The sequence below is a fragment of the Halomarinibacterium sedimenti genome (genome assembly GCF_019312585.1).
Taxonomy (GTDB): domain Bacteria; phylum Bacteroidota; class Bacteroidia; order Flavobacteriales; family Flavobacteriaceae; genus Halomarinibacterium; species Halomarinibacterium sedimenti.
The window spans coordinates 757,154-776,181 of the sequence record NZ_JAHWDP010000001.1; the positions used below are offsets into that span (position 1 = coordinate 757,154).

Consider the following 19,028-nt stretch of genomic DNA (forward strand, 5'->3'; position numbering starts at 1 on the left):
CCATGTTTAAAAACTTTTTTATCGGAATAAAAGCATACGGAGGCGCCTTTTCTTTAATAGGAAAATTAGGGCTCTGGAGGTACTTTTTTGTTCCTATTTTAATCAGTATTGTAACTGCTTTTTCCATTGGTTTTTTAGCTTGGGGGTTATCAGATAACATAGGGCAATGGATTGCCAAAATTTGGGTTTGGGAATGGGGCACAGAAACTTTTAAAACCATTAGTGATATCATTGCTGGAATTGCCATCATCGCTGTGGGGTTAATTTTGTATAAGCATATTATTATGGCATTAAGCGCACCATTTATGGGTGCTGTTTCAGAAAAAATTGAAGAGCATCTTATAGGGAAGGAAGTAAAGCAAGAGCGCTCTCAATTTTTACCATTGCTATGGCGAGGAATTCGAGTAAACCTTCGAAATTTACTAATGGAATTACTGTTTACCATTCCTATTCTTCTCCTTGGATTTATCCCAATTATTGGGTTTATATCCACTCCTCTTTTATTTTTAGTTCAGGCGTATTATGCGGGCTACGGAAACATGGATTACACCTTAGAAAGGCATTTTAGCTATTCAAAAAGTAATGCATTTGTAAGAGCACATAGCGGAATTGCCACCGGAATAGGCTCCGTATTTATGTTATTATTGCTCATACCTATATTGGGCATTATTTTAGTGCTTCCTCTTTCGGTGACTGCCGCAAGTACAACAACACTCGAAATTATCATTCCTTCAGAAAACAAAAAACAATGAAAGAAGCGTTTGTTGCCTATATAAAAGAACTTCAAAACACTATCACTTCTTCTTTGGAAGAAATCGATGGGAAAGCGACCTTTCGTGAAGATCTTTGGGAACGACCCGAAGGAGGTGGTGGTCGAACGCGAGTGATTGAAAACGGTACTGTTTTTGAAAAAGGCGGAGTGAATATTAGCGAAGTTTTTGGAAAACTTCCCGCAAGCATGCAACAGTATTTTGGTGTGGGTGATGTCGATTTTTTTGCCTGCGGACTCAGTTTGGTGCTTCACCCTAAAAACCCCTTTGTGCCAACGGTACACGCCAATTGGCGCTATTTTGAAATGTATGACCAAAAAGGTAACATAGTCGATAGTTGGTTTGGTGGCGGACAAGATCTAACGCCCTATTATCTTTTTGAGGAAGATGCCATTCACTTTCATAACATCTGTAAAAAAGCGTGTGATGCGCATAATCCTGAATTTTATACAGCTTACAAAAAGAAATGTGATGCCTACTTTTGGAATACACATCGCGAGGAAGCACGTGGCATAGGAGGTTTGTTTTTCGATTATTTGAAAAAATCTATAAAAATGTCAATGCAGGATTGGTATAACTTTGTAACAGAAGTTGGCGATAGTTTCTTGGAGGCCTATCTCCCCATTGTGGAAAAGAGAAAAAACATCCAATACACGAAAGAACATCGTGATTGGCAAGAAATTAGACGTGGAAGGTATGTGGAATTTAACTTAGTACACGATAAAGGAACACTTTTCGGTTTAAAAACCAACGGTAGAATTGAAAGCATTTTAATGAGTCTTCCTTCCCACGTACAATGGAGATACAACCATCATCCTGAAAAAGGAAGCGAAGAAGAAAAATTAATTGAAGTATTAAAATCACCCAAAGATTGGGTATAAAATTAAACGCATGTTTCCATTAAATAGAAGCCGAAGATTACGCACCAGCGAGGCTATTAGAAGTCTTGTAAGAGAAACTGTAATTACTCCCAATGATTTTTTAGTGCCTCTTTTTGTGGTAGAAGGTAAAGGTGTCAAGGAAGAAATTCCATCCATGCCTAATTATTATCGATATAGTTTGGATTTACTTCAACAAGAAGTAAAAGAACTTTGGAAGCTTGGCTTAAAAAGCGTTTTGCTGTTTGTAAAAGTTCCTGAAAACCTAAAAGACAATGCTGGAAAAGAAGCTTTAAATCCTAATGGACTTATGCAACGAGCCATTAAAACGGTGAAGAACACCGTTCCAGATATGCTAGTCATGACCGATGTTGCTCTTGATCCTTATTCAGAATACGGACATGACGGAATTATTGAAAAGGGAGTTATTCTAAATGATGAAACCTCTGAGGTTTTAGCAGAAATGAGCATTTCTCACGCCAATGCTGGGGCAGATTTTGTGGCACCTAGTGATATGATGGATGGGCGTATAATAACCATTCGTGAAGCCTTGGAAGACGAAGGGTTTTACAATACCGGAATAATGAGTTACAGTGCCAAATATGCTTCGGCATTTTATGGACCGTTCCGTGATGCTTTGGATAGTGCCCCTGTCAATATGAAAAACATCCCGAAGGATAAAAAAACTTATCAAATGGATCCTGCCAATAGAGACGAAGCCATTCGTGAAGTTGAAATGGATATTGACGAGGGAGCCGATATTGTCATGGTAAAACCAGGTTTATGTTATCTCGATATTGTCCGGGAAATTAGAAACCATGTAGAAGTCCCTGTGGCAGTATATCAAGTGAGTGGAGAGTATGCCATGCTTAAAGCAGCGGCAGAAAAGGGATGGTTGGATCACGACGCCGTGATGATAGAACAAATTACCGCTATTAAAAGAGCAGGTGCTCATATTATTGCGTCCTATTTTTCGAAAGATGTTGTGAAATTGATTTCGTAAAAGGAATAGAAAAAAATTAGTAAAACTTTATCAATTCGTGATTCCTTTTCGTATACATTTGTTGTGTGAAAAGGACGGTTATATTTTTATTCCTTCAACTTCTGATGTCAATCTTATTGACTTCAGAGAGTTTCGCTTTTTCAACGCAAGAAGAAGGAACTAAATCTACTTTACAGGATGGAACTGCATCCATTCAAGTCCCGCTAAATCATCGAGCTCTTATTGTTGAAGAATTTGGTACAACCAAAACGTTTGAGCAGAATTTCTATCCTCAAATACATTTCTTTTCTAATAAAAATTCACGTTTCAATACACTTTTTTTTGTTAGTTCACTTTCAGAAAATAAAGACAATTTTTTATTTAAAAAGAACCTTAAAAAGCTTCTTACCCAACAAATCTTCCCCTTTCATTTATTTTGGTAATGCATGTTTATTTAAATCGGAAATTTAAATAAACCTATTAATTATCAATACTTTACAAAATGAAATCAAGCACTTTAATTATCAGCGCTATACTTTTAGCAGCAACCTTTTTACCCTTAATTTATTTAATTACTCAAACATCTCGAAAAGAAAGTAAGGTTCGTAAGGCAATTCAAAAATTATGCGAATTGAATAAAATAACTCTTAGTGAAATGGAAATAAATGGAGACCTAATTTTAGGAATTGATCAAACTAGCAAAAAATTAATTTGTTCCAATAGAAAACTTCTTTCAGAAAAATTTGAAATCATTGATTTGAATCTACAATCTGATTGTAAAATAAAAACCCTAAGAAACCATGGAAAGCACTTGGAATGGGTAGGTCTTGAACTTTCAAATACTACTTCAAAAAAAGAGATTGTTTTTTATCAAGAAGATGAAGATGATGCGCCTATTGTTGATCCTCACAAATGTTTAAAAGAGGCCGAAAAATGGCAGAATATAATTAAGCCTTTACTTAAGGCATCATAAAAAAAGGAGGCAAAAAAGCCTCCTTTTTTATTTCAAATAAAGTATTTTAGTATTCGAAATTTGCTTCAAACATACTTTAGTATCTTTAAGAAAAATTAACTATATGACACTGCTTATTGTTTACGCAGTACTTTCCATTGCATTTTCATTTCTATGCTCCATACTAGAAGCAGCTTTGTTAAGCTACACCCCTTCCTTTATTAAAATGAAAAAACATGAAGGAAAAGCGTATGCTTCGCATTTGGCCGAGCTAAAAAGAAATATTGATGAACCGCTTATTGCTATTTTAACTGTTAATACTATTGCGCATACGGTAGGTGCTATTTTGGTAGGCGTACAAGCCGAAAAACTACCCTATAAAGTAGAAGTTTTTGGGATAAACATCGTGGGAATTGTTTCGGCAATTATGACGCTTCTTATTTTAGTTATTTCAGAAATTATTCCTAAAACTATTGGTGCTACCTATTGGAAAAAACTTGGAAGTTTCACAGCAATAGGTTTAAAGCTTATGATTTTTCCTTTAAGATATACAGGCATACTCTGGATTTTAACCCAAGTTACCAAGCTCATCGGTAAATCGGCCCACGTCAGCACGATGAGTCGTGAAGAATTTATTGCACTTACGGATGCTGCAGAGCAGGAAGGTGTTTTCGATGATAATGAAGGTGCCGTTATTAAAAACCTGTTAGTTTTTAAAAGTATTTATGCCAAAGACGTGATGACTCCCTTCCCAGTGGTAACCATGGAAGACGAGACAGTGACCCTAGAAGCATTTCACGAGTCTCATAAAAATCTTCGATTTAGTAGAATTCCTGTGTATAATGAAAAAAGCCACAACATTACGGGTTTTGTTTTAAAGGACGATATTCTGGAAGAAATAGTAGAGGAAAAGGGTAAAAAAACTCTAGCGGATATTAAAAGAGAGATATCTGTAGTGGAAGCACAAAAACCTATCCCCGAACTTTTCAATAAGTTTATTCATCAACGAAACCATATAGCACTTGTTGTGGACGATTTTGGGAATACTATAGGTGTCGTAACTATGGAGGATATCATTGAAACGCTTTTAGGTCTAGAAATTATGGATGAAAGCGATGCTATTGAAGACATGCAGGCTGCTGCCCGTAAAAACTGGGAAAGACGCGCACGAAGAATGGGTATAGATTTACAGTCTGAAAATACAAGGGAATAATGAACCAGTATTCAATGAATAGTCCTATTGGTACTCTTTCAATTTACGGAGATGACATGGGTATTTCTAAAGTTGTATTTCGGGAAAGTGAAATAACCTCTGAACAAATCCCAGATAGTTTAAAAGACGCTGTTAATCAATTAACCGAATATTTTGAAGGAAAAAGGAATCATTTTAATCTTCAATTAAACCCAAAAGGAACTGATTTTCAGAAAAAAGTCTGGCAGCAATTACAGCAAATTCCTTTCGGAAAAACAACCAGTTATCGGGCAATGGCTAATTTATTAGGCGATCCAAAAGTGATAAGAGCCGCTGCTTCTGCAAACGGAAAAAACCCCATTGCCATCATTATACCTTGCCATCGAGTTATTGGCAGTGATGGTTCTTTAACTGGGTATGCTGGCGGATTGCATAGAAAGAAATGGTTGCTTCAACATGAAAACCCCGTAAAACAAGGTGAACTTTTTTAGCTTAATTCAATGAAAATACTCAAGAAATTCTTCAAATGGCTGACAATTATTATAGTACTTTTAGTTGCGACACTCTATATCACAGATACAGATTACCTCCTAAAAGCGGTCCGAACTATTTATCTCAATGGTCACACCACTGCCTATCTTGAAGATTATCAAAAATTCGATAATCACACAGTTGAAAATGGAGCACCACCACCTTGGCTGGAACATCGTGAATATAATACCGCTTCGGAGACTGAAAAATTAGCTCAATGGAATTTGGATCTAGGTACAGTAGCCTACCTCATTATTAAAAATGATAGTATTTGGTTTGAAAAATATTACGAGGGGTATGCCGAAGATTCTAAGTCCAATTCTTTTTCTATGGTAAAAAGCATGGTAACGGCTATGCTGGGGAAAGCCATTATGGATGGGTATATTGAGAGTTTAGATCAACCTGTAGGAGATTTTATTCCAGAATTTAATGAAGGTCTCGCTGCGCAAATGACCGTAGGTGATTTATCTTCTATGGCCTCTGGAACCAATTGGGACGAAGCCTATTATTCACCGTTTTCTATTACCACCAGAGCCTATTTTGATGATAACTTACGGGAAGTCATAAAAGGGTTAAAAGTAATAGAAACCCCAGGAAAAGTCTTTAAATATGCGAGTGGCGATACAGAACTGTTAGGCATGGTCATTGAAAAAGCCACTGGAAAAACTCTCTCAAAATATTTAAGTGAAAGCTTTTGGAAGCCTCTTGGTGCTGAGCACCAAGCCCTTTGGCAAGTAGATAGTGAAGCAGAAGGTATGGAAAAATGTTTTTGTTGTCTGGCTAGTAATGCAAAAGATTTTGCGCGATTTGGAAAATTATATAAAGATTCCGGAAAGTGGAACGGTCAACAACTATTAGATTCTTCTTTTGTGGCAAAAAATATTACTCCAAGGTTTCCAGAAAGCCCTCAATACGGCTACGGTTGGTGGTTATATAACACAGATGACAAAAACTTTTTTATGATGCGAGGACACCTTGGTCAATACGTAATAGTTGAGCCCAATGATAATATTATTATCGTTCGATTAGGGCATCAAAAAAGTCCCGATGCAGGAGTAGGTGTATTTACCGAAGACATTACGGTTTATATTGAAGAAGCATATAACATGCTTGAAGGTAATAGTTTGTAGAAAATTTGTAATTTTACGTAACTCCCCTTTATAAAATTTTCAAAATATGTTACACCGAATTAATTTGGAGCATATCCTATTTTTGGATATTGAAACGGTTCCCTTATTTGATGATTTCAACAAATTAGATGATACTTCAAAAGTGCTTTGGGGGCAAAAAACACAATACCAGCGCAAAGACGAATTCACCCCTGAAGAATTCTATGACAGAGCAGGAATTTGGGCAGAATTTGGTAAAATAATTTGTATCTCGGTAGGATATTTTAAAATGAAAGGCGATATAAGAAATTTTCGCGTAACCAGTTTTTATGGTGAAGAAGTGAAAATTCTAAGAGACTTTAAATCACTTTTAGAAACTCATTTTAATAAACCTCAACATGTACTTTGTGCACATAACGGAAAAGAATTCGATTTTCCTTATATCGCTCGCCGTATGATAATTAATAGAATGGATATTCCGTTCAAGTTAAATTTCTTTGGTAAAAAGCCCTGGGAAGTGCCTCATTTGGATACACTTGAATTGTGGAAATTTGGTGATTATAAAACCTTTACTTCCTTAAAATTAATGGCGCATGTATTAGATATCCCTTCTCCAAAAGACGATATTGACGGCAGTCAAGTTCGGGACGTGTTTTATGAAGAAAAAGATTTGGATAGAATTATACAGTATTGCGAAAAAGATGCTATCACAGTGGCTCAAATATTTTTAAGACTCCGGAATGAAGAAATTTTAGACGAAAGTGAAATATTAAGCGTATAAAAAAACCCGCCAAACAGGCGGGCTTTTTAAAAATTGAATATTATTCTTTTATAAACCGTTGTGAAATTATTTCTTCTCCATCATTAATTTCAATGATATAAATTCCACTTTTCAGTCTTCCAACATTTAAAGGTTGTTGGGTTAATAAACCAGACATTACTTCTTGGCCTAGTGTATTTACAATTTTGAAGGTTGTATTGTCGATTGACTCTAGTAATCTTACATTTAAGAAAGTTGTTGTAGGATTAGGATACAATAACATATCCCCTTCAAACGCAGCATCGCTGTCTCCACTACCAAATCCTTGAACACCTCCTATAGCTGTAATTGAATTCCCTGCAAAAGCAGTTCCAGTATTACCAGTAATAGTTACTTGATCAATATAAATGTGATCTGAATTTGAACTTGCATCGCATCTAAATCTGAATTGGGCATTACTTGGGAAATTATAACTTGTGCTAGGTATATTTACAGTTGCTACATAAAATGAATTATTATTGAAGCTCGTTCCACTTGCATATGATGCCACAGTTCTCCAAGTAGAGCCATCGTAGAATTGTACCCAGAAGTCTTCACCCGTTTCCATACTCCAAGAATAGAAATAGAACTCTATATCAATTGAATTATAACTGGTCACATTGAAACTTCCTAATGTCATTGTAGAAGAGTTTGTATTATCTCGCAATCGAATCGAATAATTTCCTTGATAAGATCTTGATCCAGAGTAACGATAGGAGTCACTTCCTCCATCTATCCATCCATCCCAACCAGTTTCAAAGGATCCTTGGTGTAACACTGTTGAACCTCCGCCGCCGCCACCAGTAGTAGTAACAGAAACTGTATTACTTAATCCCGAATTGTTCCCAGCAGCATCAAATGCTCTAACATTAAAAGAATAGGATGTTCCAGCTGTTAAACCTGTAACATTGGCAGAAGTACCTGTAACAGTTCCTATACTTGATCCTCCTTCAAAAACTTCATATCCAGTAACACCAACATTATCTGTGGAAGCATTCCAAGAAAGGTCAACCGTAGTATCTGTTACATTAGAGGCAGAAAGATTTGAAGGGTTTGTAGGGGCTTCGGTATCTCCTCCACCGGTCCCAAGATTCACGGTATAATCTTCCACTTCACCATAGGTAAAGGTTTCGCATGAAGTTGGAATTCCATTGTACTTCATCGAAACACGCATTCTTACAGAGTTCCCAGACGTCCCGCTTGGCACTGTAAAGGATCCGCTATTAGGAGTATTGGTTGAAGCTGCTTTAGACCAAACTAATTCCCCTGCATCATTAAAATCTTTGTCATCATTATAGTCAATCCAAACGGCGTACCCTTCGGCATAAACAGTTCCAGTCCAGGTAGGAGTTACTGTAATAGTATATGACTGACCTTCGGTTAAATTCGTAGAAACGGAAGTAAAATCAGAATAAAACTGTGCGCCAGAAGAGTTATCTATGGTGTTTAATTGAACTCTACTTATATATTCGTCATTTACATTAGTACTACTAGAGGCACAATAGGAGCCGCCACCACCACCACCGCCATAGGCAGAACCAACTCCAACTGCATACCAGGCATTGGTAGTGGCAATTTCTTCAGCACTTCCTGCACCATATAAATCAATAGCAGCTTGAATGGCACCTGTTCTAGCGTCACTATACTGAGAATTTGTACTTAAATAAACCGATAAGTTTCTATACGCGATAGCGGCCGCTTTATCCATTCCAATTCCAGTTACAGTATAGCTGTCACCGTTATCATTTGTACCACTACCACCAACAGTTAATAAATAGAACCAAAAATTTTGCACTCCAGAATTATAGTGTACGCCACCATTATCTCCTGAACCAGAATACCAATTAGTTCCTAAATAAGTGTCAGGATCCCCGTAGGCATTTGGGTTGCTCATGGAGCGTAAAGCGCCACCACTTCCGCCAGCTCCTATTTGGTCTCCCATAAGCCAATCATTACTCCCCGAAGCATAGTTTTCAATAGATTCACCAAAAATATCGGAGAAAGACTCGTTTAAAGCACCCGACTGATAACTATAAACCAAATTAGCAGAGTATTCTGTAACCCCATGGGTTATCTCATGACCTACAATATCTAACGACACTAAGGGTCCATAATTTACTCCGTCTCCATCACCATAAGTCATTCTACTACCATCCCAAAATGCATTTACATAATTGTTTGAATAACTTACGTAGGAACGAATAATTGCTCCTGCATTATTATAGGAGTTCCTATTATGTTTACCTAAGAAATATTTATGAGTTTGTTCTGCCCCAAAATGTGCTTGCACACCTGTTGGGTGATTAAAACTAGTAGAACCACTAGTAATATCAGAAGCATTATTATAATTGGTGCCATTATTCATATCATAGGTTTGGATACCGTTACCATCTGCTGTTTGACGTAGCCTATAAGGCCCTGAAGCATTATCTGCTGTAAAGGATACATTTCCGTTATAAAGACTATTCCCAGAAGCTGGTACATTGGCATGATGAATTTTCTTGTTCTCTAGAAGAATTTCACCCGTTATAGCATCTACATAAACATCGGCTCTATAAAGTGGCTCCGATGCATAGATATCAAACTTATAAGCAAGTCTATTTTCCTTGGTTACATTTTCAAGGACTGGAAAAATAATAAGCTCTCCTTGAGGCAATTCATAATTGGCAAGTTCACTTTCTTGTACATTTTGCCATAAATATCTTGTAGCTCCTACTTTGGCGATTGCATAATTAAATGCCTGATTTGCGCCAAGTGCGGGCGTAGTATTTAACTCTTTAATATCCGCTAGACTATTGGTCATAGATGTTATAACACCCGATTTTGAGTGAAGCGTAAAGGTTGAAAACTCAACTTTAATACCATTATAGTATTGCTGGTATTTGTCGTGAGTAAAACCTAATGGATCTTGGTTTTGATTTACATACTGAAAGGAAGTTTGCGGGGAGAATTTAAATTCCTGTTGCAGTAATTGAGAAGTGTTTTGAGAATTGTAATTTTTTGAAGCATCAAATACTCTGAGGCTTGGTGGTCTTTTAATATTTCTTTGCTCATCGGACTTGTTCTGGGAACTAACTTCAATCGTCCCAAAAGCGAAAGTAAGGACCGATAAAAAAACAAGAAATACATTTTTACTAATTTTTTTCATAATGATTAGTGTTTTTGTTAATGATTAGTATTTATTTGTAATAATTATTTAAAACAAAGGCTTTTTTTTTATAAATAAAATTATTTTCGATGAACTACATTAAGATTTTATTAACAATTTTTTTCCTACAAAACTAAACCTACTGATTTAGTAGACTTTACAGTTTTTATTTAAAATTTTAATTGAAGTATCTTTGAGCTAATGAAAAAAGAACCCCTTATTACTATTAAAAACCTTTTGGTCTCATTTGGAAATAAGAAATCCAAAACCGAAGTGCTTCATCATATCTCATTTACAGTTTTACAAAATGAAGTTCTAGGGATTGTAGGAGAGTCTGGCTCGGGAAAATCGGTTACCTCATTAGCGCTTATGGGGTTGTTACCAAAGAAAACCTCCCATCTTTCTGGAGACATATTGTTTGAAAATAAAAACCTTGCCTTTCTAAAAGAAACGGATTACCGAAAGCTAAGGGGAAATGAAATTTCTATGATTTTTCAAGAACCCATGAGTGCCTTAAACCCTTCCATTAAGTGCGGTGAACAAGTTTCTGAAATGCTTCAGCTACATAAAAAAATGTCCTCTTCGGATGCCAAAAAAGAAACGCTTTCGCTATTTGAAAAGGTAAAACTGCCTCAACCTAAAGAATTGTACCATAGATACCCACACCAGATAAGTGGAGGGCAAATGCAACGAGTTATGATTGCTATGGCTATTTCTTGTAAGCCAAAATTATTGATCGCAGATGAGCCTACAACTGCTTTGGATGTAACGGTTCAAAAAGAGATACTTCAGTTACTAAAAGAGCTTCAGAAAGAAACTGGAATGAGTTTAATTTTTATATCTCATGATCTAGCCTTAGTTTCTGAAATTGCAGATCGTGTTGTAGTAATGCACAAGGGAATAGTCGTTGAAGAAGGTTCAGTTTTTGAAATATTCAAATTACCAAAACAAGAATACACAAAAGCCCTTCTTGCTTCCCGTCCACCACTAGATAAGCGTTTTGAAAAACTTCCAACCATTGCTTCTTTAGCAGACAAGTCTTTTACTCCAAAAGAAATAACCCTTTCTCAAAGGGCATTTCAGCATAAACAAATTTATTTGCAAAAGCCTATTTTAGAAATTAAAAACTTAGAAAAGGAATATTTTCAAAATACAGGACTTTTCACCAAAAAGCGTTCTATTAAAGCTGTTAACAAGGTCTCTTTTAGTGTTTTTGAAGGAGAAACCCTAGGATTGGTGGGTGAGTCTGGTTGTGGAAAATCTACCTTAGGAAAGGTAATTCTACAGTTGGAAAAAGCGACCGCAGGGAGCGTTTATTTCAAAGGAAAGGACATCACAAAACTTTCTAATACTGAAATAAAAAAACTAAGAAAGGATATCCAGCTAATATTTCAAGATCCATATTCTTCATTAAACCCAAGGCTAACTATTGGACAAGCCATCGTTGAGGTCATGAAAGTTCATAATATTGGAACATCCAAAAAACATCGAGAAGATAAAGTTGCCAAACTTTTACAAAAAGTAGGTTTAGACGAAAACTATTTTAATAGATATCCGCATGAATTATCTGGCGGTCAGAGGCAAAGGGTGGGCATTGCACGCACCATTGCATTAGAGCCTAAACTCGTTATTTGTGATGAAAGTGTAAGTGCTTTGGATATCTCGGTGCAAGCTCAGGTTTTAAATTTATTAAATGAACTGAAAGACGATTTTGGTTTTACCTATATATTTATCTCCCACGATTTAGCCGTGGTAAAATTTATGGCAGACCAACTCATTGTAATGAATGAAGGCAAAATTGAAGAAATAGGTGATGCGGATGAAATTTATGCCAATCCATCAACAGAATACACCAAAAAACTTATTGAAGCAATTCCAAAAGGGATTTAAAAAAAGACTTCCTTGCCCTTATAACATCAGAATGGGTCGTTTAACGAATAAAAAATTGTATTTCAATATTATATGGTTTATTACTCTATCTTTAATAGACTAACTAAAAACCAAATAATTATGAAAAAAATTACACTATTATTGTTTGCAGTATTACTTTCTGCAAGTGGATTTTCACAGTTCACAATTAATGAAGATTTTAATTCTGGTGCTCCGGCAGGATGGGGTACGGCAGTATGGGAAGGTACTTGTGATTTCCAATTTGGAACAGATTTACCTACAGGAGATGACTTTTTAACGCAGGCTTGGTTTTATGATGACGATGCTTGTGGTGATATTCCAGATGTAAACTTTCTATCCATTATTAGTGCCTCTTATAATTTAAGTGGCGCGACAACAGCTGTATTAACAGTTGATGTTGCGTTTCAAGAATCTGGGGATCAATATTTCGATATTGAAGTTTGGGAAGGGAGCACCACTCAATTGGCGGTCATAGCTCATTTTGAGGATGATATGGATCCGGACATTCAAACTTTAAGTTATGATGTTTCAGCCTACGTTAATTCTAGTTTAACATTTAGGTTTACTTTTATGGATGATCCAGAGTTTGATGGTACTGGTAGTTGGGGATGGCATGGAGGAATTGACAATTTTAGATTGGAAACAGATGCCTTAGGCGTTGCAGACAATCAAGTTGAAGGTTTTTCAATGTATCCTAATCCAGCTAAAAATAGCCTAAATATTTCTGCAGCTAATACTATTGATCAAATAGCTATCTATGATGTATTGGGAAGAAAAGTTATTGATCAGTCAATCAACTTAAATAATGTAGAAGTTAATGTGTCAGAACTAACAGCTGGAGCTTATTTTATCCAAGTTTCCTCTGGGACTCAAAAAGGGTCTTATAAGTTCATAAAACAATAAAGGAAACTACTAACTTTCCCTTAAAAGAAGTAAATAAAAAACCCGTTCTAACCTCACAAAGAACGGGTTTACCTTTATCTGAATCGTTGCAGATTTGGGGAAAAAGGATTTTTAATAAGCTACATCAACAAGAATACTTTTTTAGCAACATAAAACAAACTTTTTATAAGCTGCGAAGTATTTTTTATCCAGTTGGTTACACTTTTCATTACATAAGTTGGTTAAGCGTGGTTAATCAAATTTGGGAAAGCTAAATTGTAAAAAAAATTAAATAAACACGATTAAAAACATATTTTTTCGATGAAATGCGTAATACTTTAACATTTAATCGTAAAAACTATAGAACTCAAGATGAAAATTGGGGAAGAATACTTAAAATTTCATTTCAGGAATGCTGCCATCGATTACCATTTCACCTTCAGTAGCCGCTTTTATTTCTTCTACTGAAACCCCCGGAGCTCTTTCCAGAAGGTGAAATTTATTATCTCTTATTTCTAGAACGGCAAGATTGGTTACAATCTTCTTAACGCATCGTACACCCGTCAATGGAAGCGAACATGTTCTGAGAAGTTTAGACTCCCCAGCTCTGTTGGTATGCATCATGGCAACGATAATATTTTCGGCAGAAGCCACTAAGTCCATCGCTCCTCCCATTCCCTTTACCATTTTCCCTGGTATTTTCCAGTTGGCAATGTCCCCTTCTTGAGAAACTTCCATGGCTCCTAAAATGGTTAAATCTACATGTTGCCCACGAATCATAGAAAAACTCATGGCAGAGTCGAAGAAGGAAGCGCCAGGCAATGCAGTAATGGTTTGCTTTCCTGCATTAATTAAATCTGGATCCTCTTCCCCTTCAAAAGGAAAGGGTCCCATTCCCAAAATTCCATTTTCGCTTTGAAATTCTACTTCAATATCGTTTCGAACAAAATTTGCCACCAACGTGGGTATTCCAATTCCTAAATTAACATAATAGCCATCATTTACTTCCTTGGCGATACGTTGTGCTATTTGGTTTTTATCTAATGCCATTATGCCTTTTTTCTTACCGTTAATTGTTCAATCCTTTTTTCATAATTGGTTCCTTGAAAAATTCGCTGCACAAAGATCCCAGGAATATGCACCTGATTTGGATCAAGCGCTCCTGCAGGAACTAATTCTTCCACTTCTGCCACCGTAATTTTTGCGGCACCACACATATTTGGGTTAAAATTTCTTGCGGTTCCTTTAAAGATTAAGTTTCCTGCTGCATCTCCTTTCCATGCTTTTATAAATGCAAAATCGGCTTTAAAAGCATGTTCCATAATGTGCATTTTCCCATTAAACTCTCGCACTTCTTTTCCTTCGGCTACTTCAGTTCCGTAGCCAGCAGGTGTGAAAAAAGCAGGTATACCGCTTTGTGCTGCTCGACATCGTTGCGCTAGGGTTCCCTGTGGAATTAATTCTACATCTAATTCTCCACTTAACATCTGTCTTTCAAACTCGGCATTTTCACCTACATAGGAGGAAATCATTTTTTTTATTTGATGCTTTCGAAGCAATAGCCCCAATCCAAAATCATCGACCCCAGCATTATTGGAAATACAAGTCACTCCTTTTACATTTAATCGAACCAATTCTGCGATGCAATTCTCTGGTATTCCACTTAGTCCAAAGCCTCCCAACATAAAGGTCATTCCGTCCCTCACCCCTTTACATGCGTCTTGAACATTGGCAACTGTTTTAGTTATCATTTGCTTTACAATTTTTACTAAAATTACAAAAATATAGGCATTAAAAAACCCGATTTCTCGGGTTTTATGGATTTTATTTTTAGGATTAAGGAGTAAAGTCAAACTCGTCATCCGGAAGTTCATTCCCCTCTCCAGAACCACCACTATATTTAGCACAATCTGTCTCAATGGAAAGTTTTGAAGGTTTGCTAAAGTTGTTTTTTGAAACATCCAAAGATGGGTCTTCATAACATTTTCGCATATAAATTCCCCATATAGGCAATGCCATGGTAGCTCCTTGGCCATAGGCCGTGCTTGAAAAACGCACCGAACGATCTTCTCCTCCTACCCAAACTCCTGTTGCCAAATTGGGCACCATCCCCATAAACCATCCGTCACTATTATTTTGAGTTGTTCCTGTTTTTCCAGCAATTGGATTTGTAAATTCATAAGGATATCCTGTTACTGCATTTTTATAAGTTGCTGTATTAGTTGCCCAAGAATGTCTTAATCGCTGTCCTGATCCTGCTTGTGTAACCCCTTCCATTAAACTTACTGTTACATAGGCAGATTCTTTACTTATAACATCTTTTGTTTCGGGTACATTTTGAAACAAAATGGTTCCATTTTTATCTTCGATCCGTTGCACTAAAATAGGCTTTACATAAACGCCCTCATTGGCAAAGGTGCTATACGCTCCTACCATTTCGTACAATGAAATATCTGCCGTCCCTAGAGCAATGGAGGGTGCTTCTGGAATATCTTTAGATTCAACTCCCATTTTTTCTACTAAATCAATAACGGGTCGAGGCCCAACACGATCAATAAGTCTCGCTGTAACGGTATTCACAGAATTAGCTAATGCCCGTTTTAATGTTAACATCCCACCATAACTACCATCACTGTTTTTTGGACACCAATCTTTTAAAAGTCCATACTTCCCTGTAGGAATACAATAGGGAGTATTAGGTAATGTGTCACAAGGAGACATATGCATTTGATCAATAGCCGTTGCATATACAAACGGTTTAAAAGTAGAACCAATTTGCCGCTTCCCTGTTTTCACCATATCATACTTAAAATGTTTATAATTAACCCCTCCTACCCATGCTTTAATCTCACCTGTTTGAGGCGTCATAGACATCATGGATGCTCTTAAAAAAGACTTATAATATCTTATAGAATCTATAGGAGTCATTAAGGTGTCTATATCTCCTCCCCAAGCGAAGATGGTCATTTCCGTTTTTTTTCTGAAACTTTCCAAAATTTCCTTTTCACTTTTCCCTTGTTTTTTTAACTCCCTCCAGCGATCACTTCGTCTCATTGCAGATTCTAAAATTTGATCTTCTTCTTCTTGTGTAATATCCCGAAATGGTGCTGTTTTATTCTTTTCGTTTTGAATTGTAAATTGCTTCTGAATATTTGCAATGTGAGCATCTATAGCTTGCTCAGCATACAATTGCATTTTGGAATCTAAGGTTGTGTAAATCTTTAACCCATCACTATTAATGTCATAAAAGGAGCCATCGGGCTTTGGATTATCTTTTGCCCATTGTTTCATATAACCTCTAATGTATTCTCGCACATAAGTTCCAATTCCTTTGTCATGATCTTGTGGCGTAAATTTTACGCCTAAAGGTAATTCACGTAAAGAGTCTCTTTCTTTTTCCGTAATGAAATCGTATTTTTCCATTTGAGAAAGAACCACATTTCTTCGATTCATAACTCCTTCAGGGTTTCTCTTCGGATTATAGAGAGAAGAATTTTTAAACATCCCAACCAACATAGCCGATTCTTGAAGGTTTAATTCTTGTGGCGATTTATCGAAATAAATATTTGAAGCAGATTCTATCCCAATAGCTAAATTCAGAAAATCATAGGTGTTAAAATACATGGTGATGATCTCTTCCTTAGTGTACCGTCGTTCTAGGCGAGTAGCAATAATCCATTCTTTTATTTTTTGAACACCTCTTTCAAGTTTACTACTTGCCACTTGATCTGTAAAAAATTGTTTTGCCAATTGTTGCGAAATAGTACTTGCTCCTCCACGTGTTCCTAAAAATGCTACCGCTCTAAGAGTTCCTTTACCATCAATCCCAGAATGGTCATAAAAACGAGCGTCTTCTGTTGCAATAAGAGCATTTACTAGGTCTTCAGGAAGGTCTTCATATTGTATTGGCGTTCTATTTTCCTTAAAAAACTTTCCGATCACTTGTCCATCTGAAGAAATAATCTGAGTAGCAAGGTCTTTTTCGGGATTTTCTAAACTAGTCTCATCGGGTAGGCTTCCAAACACACCCCAAGAGGCTAGAAGAAATATTAAAAGAATCAATAAAATTCCAACACCAAAAATCTTCCAAAAAGTTTTTATATGCTTTTTGTTTTCTGGTTGATTTCCCTTCTTTTTTATGGTTTTTGCTTCCATTTTTTACTCCGTTACTTCTTCTATACTATAGCCTACGTCTGTGATACCACTTAATTGAGAAACGCCACCAACATTGCCATTATTGCGCACTGCTTGTGAAACTCTTAAGACATAACTCCCTTCTTCAAAAAAAGATATATTTTCTTTGTACCAAAGTTTGCTTTCTTTAATACTCCCTACTCCTGTTCCTAACCAAGTGCCATCTGATTCAGCCATACGATATTCTAGGGTGTCTGTGACTACTTTCCCGTGGGGGAAATTGATACTGGCAATAATAAATATATTATTAAAAGGATAATCGTTCGTGTTTCTTACATGTAGAAACATATTATACTTTTTAAGAGAGTCTAATTGTGGAATTGTAAACTCAATTATATCCTGTTGACCCCAATGACCCGGCAGTGTTTTCATTTCACTAACCACAGTTTTACCATCACAAGCTATAAACGTTATGACTACTAAAAGTGTCCAAAAAATGCTACGCATTTCTTTTTCGGTTTTTATTTCTGTTTTTACTTCGGCTCTTTCCTTTTTTGTTTCTAGCACGCTTGGGTTGGTCAAATCTAGTTAAACTATCCTGCCCAACGACATTGTTGAAAAGTTCTGCATCTTCAATAATTTTTTCTTCAATAAATTCTTCAAGACTAGCTACTTTCTTCCCTTTTTTATTGATAGCAATTATTTCGTTTACCTTTTCTACTGAAAGCTCATGCCAAGCCATGGCTTGTTCTTCATAAGAAAACCACATTAAGCCTTTAAAAATATCTATTTTTTGACATTGCGCTTTTCCTTTTTCAGTCAAAAGCTTTACGTCCATTTTTGGAAACTCCTTTAAAGCCTCCATATAGCTATCTAACTCATAGTTAAGACAACATTTTAACTTGCCACATTGCCCTGCTAGCTTTTGTGGATTTAAGGAAAGTTGTTGATATCTGGCTGCCGATGTATTGACTGATCTAAAGTCCGTAAGCCATGTAGAGCAACAAAGTTCTCTTCCACAAGATCCAATTCCTCCTAAACGTGAGGCTTCCTGTCTAAAGCCAACTTGTTTCATCTCAATTCGAGTACTAAATGCTCTTGCAAAGTCTTTAATAAGTTGTCTAAAATCTACACGTTCTTCTGCGGTATAGTAAAAAATAACTTTGGATCCGTCTCCCTGAAATTCAACATCACTAATCTTCATTTTAAGGCCTAAAGCCATAGCAATTTCTCGAGAACGTTTTTGCACATCTTCTTCTCTATCTCGCACTCCCTGCCAAATATCAATATCTTTTTGCGTTGCTTTTCGATATATTTTGGGAAGTTCTTCTAGATTTAAGAGTTCTTTCTTTCGTTTCATCTGGACTCTAACTAACTCTCCTGTTAATGTTACAATTCCAATGTCATGACCAGGAGAAGATTCTGTAGCAACTACATCACCAATGGCTAAGGGAAGATTTTCGGGGTTTGAATAAAAATGCTTTCTGCCATTTTTAAAACGAACCTCAACAGCATTAAAAGGCACCATGTCTTTAGGTAAAGACATGTTAGATAGCCAATCGAATACTGTTAATTTATTGCATCCATCAGTACCACAAGTCCCATTGTTCTTGCAGCCTTTTGGTTGTCCGTCAGCGCCACTGGCACAACTGGTACAGCCCATATTTTATGTATATATAGCTCTTTTAAAGGAAAAAGAGACGAAGATGAAACTTGATTTTAAAAAAGTAAAGATACCGT

Annotated in this window: 17 protein-coding genes; 11 read left to right on the plus strand and 6 right to left on the minus strand. The window is 36.4% G+C overall.

Annotated features, from left to right (window positions below; genetic code table 11):
- The first annotated feature begins 2 nt into the window (after positions 1–2).
- The 9 genes from KXJ69_RS03620 to KXJ69_RS03660 all read left to right on the plus strand — a co-directional run bounded on the left by KXJ69_RS03620 (position 3) and on the right by KXJ69_RS03660 (position 7,195).
- Entirely contained in the window at positions 3–752 is a 750-nt protein-coding gene (locus KXJ69_RS03620; protein WP_219051374.1) for an EI24 domain-containing protein, read from the plus strand.
- Entirely contained in the window at positions 749–1,651 is a 903-nt protein-coding gene (gene hemF, locus KXJ69_RS03625; protein ID WP_219051376.1) for an oxygen-dependent coproporphyrinogen oxidase, read from the plus strand. Before KXJ69_RS03620 ends, hemF begins: the two co-directional genes overlap by 4 nt.
- 10 nt (positions 1,652–1,661) lie before the next feature.
- Positions 1,662–2,651 (plus strand): porphobilinogen synthase, encoded by a 990-nt coding sequence (gene hemB / locus KXJ69_RS03630; RefSeq protein WP_219051378.1) that lies wholly within the window; start codon positions 1,662–1,664, stop codon positions 2,649–2,651.
- A gap of 104 nt (positions 2,652–2,755) precedes the next feature.
- Positions 2,756–3,073, plus strand: coding sequence for a hypothetical protein (locus KXJ69_RS03635; protein WP_219051380.1), 318 nt, complete (start codon positions 2,756–2,758; stop codon positions 3,071–3,073).
- Positions 3,074–3,132: 59 nt separating this feature from the next.
- Entirely contained in the window at positions 3,133–3,603 is a 471-nt protein-coding gene (locus tag KXJ69_RS03640; RefSeq protein ID WP_219051382.1) for a hypothetical protein, read from the plus strand.
- A gap of 103 nt (positions 3,604–3,706) precedes the next feature.
- Positions 3,707–4,795 (plus strand): CNNM domain-containing protein, encoded by a 1,089-nt coding sequence (locus KXJ69_RS03645; RefSeq protein ID WP_219051384.1) that lies wholly within the window; start codon positions 3,707–3,709, stop codon positions 4,793–4,795.
- Positions 4,795–5,265, plus strand: coding sequence for a methylated-DNA--[protein]-cysteine S-methyltransferase (locus KXJ69_RS03650; protein ID WP_219051386.1), 471 nt, complete (start codon positions 4,795–4,797; stop codon positions 5,263–5,265). Before KXJ69_RS03645 ends, KXJ69_RS03650 begins: the two co-directional genes overlap by 1 nt.
- A gap of 9 nt (positions 5,266–5,274) precedes the next feature.
- Positions 5,275–6,435, plus strand: a complete 1,161-nt coding sequence (locus tag KXJ69_RS03655; protein ID WP_219051388.1) for a serine hydrolase domain-containing protein — start codon at positions 5,275–5,277, stop codon at positions 6,433–6,435.
- A gap of 46 nt (positions 6,436–6,481) precedes the next feature.
- Positions 6,482–7,195: a 3'-5' exonuclease gene (locus KXJ69_RS03660; RefSeq protein WP_219051390.1), complete on the plus strand. Its 714-nt coding sequence runs from the start codon at positions 6,482–6,484 to the stop codon at positions 7,193–7,195.
- A gap of 40 nt (positions 7,196–7,235) precedes the next feature.
- Here the strand turns inward: KXJ69_RS03660 and KXJ69_RS03665 are convergent, their stop codons facing one another.
- Entirely contained in the window at positions 7,236–10,361 is a 3,126-nt protein-coding gene (locus tag KXJ69_RS03665; RefSeq protein ID WP_219051393.1) for a M4 family metallopeptidase, read from the minus strand.
- 201 nt (positions 10,362–10,562) lie between these two features.
- Here KXJ69_RS03665 and KXJ69_RS03670 point away from each other — a divergent pair, with 201 nt between their 5' ends.
- Both KXJ69_RS03670 and KXJ69_RS03675 read left to right on the plus strand, forming a co-directional pair.
- Positions 10,563–12,251 carry an ABC transporter ATP-binding protein gene (locus KXJ69_RS03670; protein WP_219051395.1) on the plus strand — a complete coding sequence of 563 codons (1,689 nt, stop codon included), beginning with the start codon at positions 10,563–10,565 and terminating at the stop codon, positions 12,249–12,251.
- A 120-nt stretch (positions 12,252–12,371) separates the two neighbouring features.
- Positions 12,372–13,175 (plus strand): T9SS type A sorting domain-containing protein, encoded by an 804-nt coding sequence (locus KXJ69_RS03675; RefSeq protein ID WP_219051397.1) that lies wholly within the window; start codon positions 12,372–12,374, stop codon positions 13,173–13,175.
- A gap of 372 nt (positions 13,176–13,547) precedes the next feature.
- Here KXJ69_RS03675 and KXJ69_RS03680 read toward each other — a convergent pair whose 3' ends face one another.
- From KXJ69_RS03680 to KXJ69_RS03700, 5 genes are all read right to left on the minus strand, one after another.
- The gene (locus KXJ69_RS03680; protein ID WP_219051399.1) at positions 13,548–14,204 is read right to left on the minus strand and encodes a CoA transferase subunit B; all 657 of its coding nucleotides are present in this window, start codon (positions 14,202–14,204) and stop codon (positions 13,548–13,550) included.
- Positions 14,204–14,905, minus strand: a complete 702-nt coding sequence (locus KXJ69_RS03685) for a CoA transferase subunit A (RefSeq protein ID WP_219051400.1) — start codon at positions 14,903–14,905, stop codon at positions 14,204–14,206. The genes KXJ69_RS03680 and KXJ69_RS03685 overlap by 1 nt, the downstream gene beginning before the upstream one ends.
- An 85-nt stretch (positions 14,906–14,990) precedes the next feature.
- Positions 14,991–17,309 (minus strand): penicillin-binding protein 1A, encoded by a 2,319-nt coding sequence (locus KXJ69_RS03690; protein WP_219051401.1) that lies wholly within the window; start codon positions 17,307–17,309, stop codon positions 14,991–14,993.
- Positions 17,310–17,312: 3 nt separating this feature from the next.
- On the minus strand, positions 17,313–17,795 hold the full coding sequence (locus tag KXJ69_RS03695) for a gliding motility lipoprotein GldH (RefSeq protein WP_219051403.1): 483 nt from the start codon (positions 17,793–17,795) through the stop codon (positions 17,313–17,315).
- Complete coding sequence (locus tag KXJ69_RS03700; RefSeq protein WP_219051405.1) at positions 17,788–18,951, minus strand: PSP1 domain-containing protein; 1,164 nt, start codon at positions 18,949–18,951, stop codon at positions 17,788–17,790. The genes KXJ69_RS03695 and KXJ69_RS03700 overlap by 8 nt, the downstream gene beginning before the upstream one ends.
- Positions 18,952–19,028 lie beyond the last annotated feature (77 nt).

Excerpts from the sequence above, each read along its gene's own strand:
- KXJ69_RS03640 (WP_219051382.1), top strand. The coding sequence starts at position 3,133 with ATGAAATCAAGCACTTTAATTATCAGCGCTATACTTTTAGCAGCAACC.
- KXJ69_RS03680 (WP_219051399.1), bottom strand. The coding sequence starts at position 14,204 with ATGGCATTAGATAAAAACCAAATAGCACAACGTATCGCCAAGGAAGTA.
- KXJ69_RS03650 (WP_219051386.1), top strand. The coding sequence starts at position 4,795 with ATGAACCAGTATTCAATGAATAGTCCTATTGGTACTCTTTCAATTTAC.
- KXJ69_RS03635 (WP_219051380.1), top strand. The coding sequence starts at position 2,756 with ATGTCAATCTTATTGACTTCAGAGAGTTTCGCTTTTTCAACGCAAGAA.
- KXJ69_RS03700 (WP_219051405.1), bottom strand. The coding sequence starts at position 18,951 with ATGGGCTGTACCAGTTGTGCCAGTGGCGCTGACGGACAACCAAAAGGC.
- KXJ69_RS03685 (WP_219051400.1), bottom strand. The coding sequence starts at position 14,905 with ATGATAACTAAAACAGTTGCCAATGTTCAAGACGCATGTAAAGGGGTG.
- hemB (WP_219051378.1), top strand. The coding sequence starts at position 1,662 with ATGTTTCCATTAAATAGAAGCCGAAGATTACGCACCAGCGAGGCTATT.
- KXJ69_RS03660 (WP_219051390.1), top strand. The coding sequence starts at position 6,482 with ATGTTACACCGAATTAATTTGGAGCATATCCTATTTTTGGATATTGAA.
- KXJ69_RS03695 (WP_219051403.1), bottom strand. The coding sequence starts at position 17,795 with ATGCGTAGCATTTTTTGGACACTTTTAGTAGTCATAACGTTTATAGCT.
- KXJ69_RS03670 (WP_219051395.1), top strand. The coding sequence starts at position 10,563 with ATGAAAAAAGAACCCCTTATTACTATTAAAAACCTTTTGGTCTCATTT.
- KXJ69_RS03655 (WP_219051388.1), top strand. The coding sequence starts at position 5,275 with ATGAAAATACTCAAGAAATTCTTCAAATGGCTGACAATTATTATAGTA.
- KXJ69_RS03620 (WP_219051374.1), top strand. The coding sequence starts at position 3 with ATGTTTAAAAACTTTTTTATCGGAATAAAAGCATACGGAGGCGCCTTT.
- hemF (WP_219051376.1), top strand. The coding sequence starts at position 749 with ATGAAAGAAGCGTTTGTTGCCTATATAAAAGAACTTCAAAACACTATC.
- KXJ69_RS03665 (WP_219051393.1), bottom strand. The coding sequence starts at position 10,361 with ATGAAAAAAATTAGTAAAAATGTATTTCTTGTTTTTTTATCGGTCCTT.
- KXJ69_RS03645 (WP_219051384.1), top strand. The coding sequence starts at position 3,707 with ATGACACTGCTTATTGTTTACGCAGTACTTTCCATTGCATTTTCATTT.
- KXJ69_RS03690 (WP_219051401.1), bottom strand. The coding sequence starts at position 17,309 with ATGGAAGCAAAAACCATAAAAAAGAAGGGAAATCAACCAGAAAACAAA.
- KXJ69_RS03675 (WP_219051397.1), top strand. The coding sequence starts at position 12,372 with ATGAAAAAAATTACACTATTATTGTTTGCAGTATTACTTTCTGCAAGT.